The following is a 4,918-nucleotide window of genomic DNA, read 5'->3' on the forward strand; positions in this document are numbered from 1 at the left end:
TAAGGCTAGTGTTTAATCCCAAAATAATCGCTAATTTAACCCGTAAATGACGGTTATACGAAACCGTTGTGTGTAGTTATTTTATCCATCCGCTTTGTTGAAACGAACGATATATTTGGTTAATATTTTTATTTTTTAAAACGTCTTTTATCTGTTCCGTAACTCCAAAAATGCAACCTTGACAAGTATTAAGTCGTATTTCAGATTCACTTAATTCTGCTATTCTTTCAAATTCCGAATTCGCAATTTTAATTCCTTTTTTCTTTAGAAATTCAAGTCCGATGTAACCATAAGTAGCGATTTCGGGATTTATAGATTTTAACCAAAGTGCTAATTGGTTGTAATTATTTGCATTTACTAAGTCAAGCATTCTTTGACATTTGTCTGGTGGTGTTCCTGCGATTCCGCAAAATGTACCATAAGTGTAAACATCAAAATTAGTGTTCTCCAATTCCGAGTTTTCTGTTCTTTCAATTAGTGTTTTTTGTTCGTTATTATCCGTTAGTTTTAAATAAACTAATTCATTATCTGATTTAATTATATTGAGACTGTAAGAACTACCTACAAGCCATAATTCAGAGCTTTCTTGGATTAAGTTGTTCTCAATATTTCTATTAAAGCTTGTCCGTTTTTCAAGTCCATAAGGTTCTTTTTCGGTAATTTTTTCTTTATTCCAGAGGCTGTCCAATTTTTGAAAGTTGAAATTATCCGATTTAAGAATTGCTATCAAACTGTTTAATTTCTCTTTTACAGGCTCATTGTTAAACTTAAAGTTAGTTTTTGACGAAATTCCAAAATCGTCATCATTGTTTATTTCTATTTTGAATATTTTCTCTTCTGTATCATAGCCTTTTTCATTTGGGTCTTTTTTGATATAGTAAGAAATTCCATTTTGAGTGTTCCAAGCATAAGTTTTCGAAGTGAAACAACCTTTGTCATTGTATGTATTCCAAACATCTTTCATTGTACTTTCATTTAGTACAATTCCGTTTTTTGTTTTAGCCTTAAATGGTGATTGAACCGAAATTGACCTTACAATTTTGTTTTTGTCATAAGGGGCAATTTGAAAAGTCAGACCGATTTTGTCATAACGATAATTTGTAATTAAGGTCTTTTCGGATATAGTATAATCAGTTCCATAAATTTCGATTACATCCAAAATTGTTGAAGAGTCAATCAAAATAGATATTCCTTCAATTCCTTTATTCGGAATAAGCACATTTGTTTGTCCAAATAATGGATTGAAACAAAATATAAATAGAATGATATTTATTGTTCTGAATGTCATTTTCATAATTACACACAACGGCTTCGGCTATGGTTAGTGCGGGAATAGGGAAGCGGAAGCTTTCCGATTTAGCACTAAGACGAAGCATTTTGTTTGCTTTTATTTTTCTTATTCAAAAGTCAAATCAAAATGATTTGACGACCTTATAAAAATACACTAAACTTTTGATTAAACACCAAAACCCGTATTAATTATAGCCTATGTTAGCATTAGTTGTTTGATGCGTTATCAAAGTAATCCAAATATTCTACTTTATATTTGGAATCTACATATTTTAGTATTTGTTCAATTCTACTATTGTATTCAGTGATACGCTTTTCTAATACCTCTCTGTAAAAGTCTAAATTTTCAGGATTTTTTTCTTCGAGAATATTTTGAACTTTTAGGATGTTTTTAATCTTATAGTATTTTATAAACTCAATTTTAATTTGATTTTCATTACAATAGCTTTCGAACAATTTAAATTGCTCAAGATTCCCAACTAAACCACAATAAACATTTAGTTCTTTTTCAACACATAAACTACTAAAAAAAGGAACCCATAATTCATTTGGCATTAATTTTCCGTTGTCAATATAATAATTGAACTTTTTAGAAAATTCAGATTCAATTGATAGGACTTCTTTTCTAAGGCGATTTCCAGTTATTATGTTAATATCATTTTTGTCTTTAAGAGTTTCTTCAATTGAAGGGAAATATTTAAATAAATCATACTTATAAATGAAGGCTACTTTCATAATTAATGCTAACGGCTTCGGCTATGATTAGTGCGGGAATAGGGAAGCGGAGGCTTTCCGATTAAGCACTAAGACGAAGCATTTTGTTTGCTTTTATTTTTTCTTATTCAAAAGTCAAATCGAAATGATTTGACGACCTTATAAAAATACACTAAACTTTTGATTAAACACCAAAACCCGTATTAATTATAGCCATTGTTGTAAGCTGGCTTTTTCAAAGATATATTCCTTCAAATTCTGATTCAAAAGGTTTTTTAATTGTTCTTATAGTCATTAATTTCTTTAAATTAAATTTTTTCCATTCAATTGAATCAGACTCATCTTTTGAGAAATTACCTTTAGTTATTTTCATTTTTTTACTCAAGAAGTTAATGCTATAATCAGTCGTTTCTCCTGTCGCTCTGTGCGCTTCATTTGAATCATATCCGATTAAAGCAAATTCATTACCTTGAAATCTAAATTTATATTTGTGATTAGACATAGTCCAAGTTCCAGCGCTATACCAAAATCTAAAATTAATGTTTAAAACTCCTTTTTTAGTAATTGAAATACCTTCGAAAGGTTCATCCATTGTTGGTGAATCTCGAAGAATAATAAAATCTTTAGAGACTAATCTTTTAGTAAATTTTCCTGACTTATCTCCAAAATAAATACCTAGAATTCTTGGGTTTAAGTCAATCGTATTATTTCCAAGTCCATTATTTAATCTGATATTACTTTTGTCTGTATTTTGAATAACAAAGACTAAATCTGAAATTCCATCTTGATTTAAATCACCTGTTTTAGAATCCAATATATTCCAACTGTTCGGAATTATACTTTTAAGCGTATTACCATTTTCTTTTAATATAGAATTGTCTTGACCATAAGAAATTAATGACATTAAAAATGTCAAAATTTGTATTGTATTTTTCATTTTTCAGCTTGCTTACAACGGTTTCGTATAACCGTCAGTTGCGGGTTAAGTTAGTTATAATTTTCTTTTAATCACTAGCGTTAGCAATTCCGAGTGGATTCGGACGTAGTCGAATCCGCCGTAATTGCGGTTATACATTGTTGTAGGTAGTTTTTATTCAATATTTTCTTTTTCAATTATCAGGTCAACAAATTCCGCATCTTTCAATAGTCCGATTATAAAGTCAAAATCTTCTTTTCCAAATACTTTTTCAAGTTTTTCAGTTCCGATAATTTCAATTATACAATCTCCCGGAAACCCAGGTCCTTCCGCTGTTATTGCGTCATTAAAAGCGTCAAGATTCTTTCCGAATAATTTTCCAGATTCAGAGTCAATTTCCGCTACGTATTTATTCCAAAAGTCTTTTTTTGTTTCGCAAAATTCTCCGTTTATGAAAATCTTTCTGCGATGTCGAATTTTTCCGTTTTCATCTTCAATAATACTAACGAAAGTGTCTCTTCCATAAGCCATTTTGTCAAACACTTTTGAATATCCATAATTCAACCATCTTTTGTAAATCAATTTGTCATTGAAATACAAGTAAAGCTCATTATCGTCCTTAATTTCTTTTCGTATTATCACGGTTTCTTAAATTACCTACAACGGTTTTGTATAAGCGTAGCAAGGGATTTGTATGCCATTATTTGATATATAAATTACTTTTACAAATACAAAAATAACCATTGCTTTTAGCCTTTAACCCTTATTATGTTTATACGTTGTTGTAGGCAGTATTATTTAGCATCCAGGACAACTAATTATTTGTTCATCATAATTTGGTTTTTTTGGAATGTCGTCAAATTTCCAACCATTTTTTTCTGTCCAATATTTTTTTCTTTTCTTAATATTTTCAATTCTTCTTTCGGATTCATGTTTCCAAAATGAGTTTGGATAATTTTTTATTAACTTTTTATATCTTTTTATAATAGAGTCTGGATTGCTTTCTTTTTCTTTAAGCACAATATTTTCGTAAATTCTAAAAGGTGTTATATAATAATTATTTATTGAATCAAATTCTGCTATTAATTTTTCATGAGAATCCTTGAATTTATCTATTTTTTCATTAAGTTGAGCTTCATTGCTTTTATTTGTACAACTTGTTATAATTACAAATACAAATATTAAAAAGTTTAATTTTTTCATTAGTTCTGACAATTTGGATTAGATGAATTAAAAGTATTTATTGTAGTGATAATATTCAATCTTTCTTGTTGACTTAAATTAGTCCAAGCAACTGTTGAGTTTGAATATAAACCTGTGGTTGAATCAAAAGTTCCTGAACCCATTAAACCAGTCCATGCTAATGCTTCGTATGTAGCATCTGTCTGATTGGCGTCATATTCCATTAAGGTTTGTTTAATAATATCTCTATAATGTTGTGCCATTGCTTCATGTTGAGCGTCTGAAGGTGTTTGTCCTGCAGGAACATTCCATCTCCACCTTAAATAATAATCATATATCCCTTCAAAGTTATTCCTTAGATTGATTATGAAATTACGCCACTCTTCGTCTGTATATTGTGAATAATTAAGGTTAGGTTGGTTAGCTGCACTTAATAATTTTCTGAAAATTTCCGCATGAATAATCTCATGAATCATTGTTCTAGCAACTGAAAGACTTGGTCTATCTAAATTATTCTCATTGAATGTTATTGTTATTAGATAGTTATTTGGCGGACTAGTTTCTGCATTAATGTTATTGGCTAAAGATGTACTAGAAGAAAATCGTAAATGAGCCACAGAAAATTCAGGTTCAAAGTTTTTGAGATAATTCATAAATGTTGATGCTTTTCCCATAGCATGATAAACAGATTTTAAACAAGGATTATTCTTAAACTCTTGGTCAATGAATATCTGCTCATCAAAATCAGGTTTTTCTGGTTTTTCAAGAGGAATAACCACAATAGGGTCGTCAAAATTATCAGGTTCATCATTAGTT

5 protein-coding genes and 1 pseudogene are annotated in these 4,918 nt (G+C 29.4%); all 6 read right to left on the reverse strand.

Going from position 1 to position 4,918, the window contains the following annotated elements; translation table 11 throughout:
- Positions 1–76: 76 nt before the first annotated feature.
- Positions 77–1,294 carry a hypothetical protein gene (locus ACFQ1U_RS00485; RefSeq protein ID WP_386104193.1) on the reverse strand — a complete coding sequence of 406 codons (1,218 nt, stop codon included), beginning with the start codon at positions 1,292–1,294 and terminating at the stop codon, positions 77–79.
- Positions 1,295–1,497: 203 nt separating this feature from the next.
- A complete protein-coding gene (locus tag ACFQ1U_RS00490) occupies positions 1,498–2,025 on the reverse strand; it encodes a nucleoside monophosphate kinase (RefSeq protein ID WP_386104195.1) in 528 nt (175 codons plus the stop codon).
- 214 nt (positions 2,026–2,239) lie between these two features.
- Positions 2,240–2,908, reverse strand: coding sequence for a hypothetical protein (locus tag ACFQ1U_RS00495; protein ID WP_386104196.1), 669 nt, complete (start codon positions 2,906–2,908; stop codon positions 2,240–2,242).
- A 186-nt stretch (positions 2,909–3,094) separates the two neighbouring features.
- Positions 3,095–3,562, reverse strand: a complete 468-nt coding sequence (locus tag ACFQ1U_RS00500) for a barstar family protein (RefSeq protein ID WP_386104199.1) — start codon at positions 3,560–3,562, stop codon at positions 3,095–3,097.
- A 156-nt stretch (positions 3,563–3,718) separates the two neighbouring features.
- Positions 3,719–4,123, reverse strand: a complete 405-nt coding sequence (locus tag ACFQ1U_RS00505) for a hypothetical protein (RefSeq protein WP_386104201.1) — start codon at positions 4,121–4,123, stop codon at positions 3,719–3,721.
- Positions 4,123–4,918: pseudogene (locus tag ACFQ1U_RS00510) on the reverse strand (hypothetical protein); the annotation flags it as partial. The pseudogene ACFQ1U_RS00510 and the gene ACFQ1U_RS00505, both read right to left, overlap by 1 nt.

It is taken from the genome of Tenacibaculum geojense (assembly GCF_042676005.1).
Taxonomy (GTDB): Bacteria; Bacteroidota; Bacteroidia; order Flavobacteriales; family Flavobacteriaceae; genus Polaribacter; species Polaribacter geojense.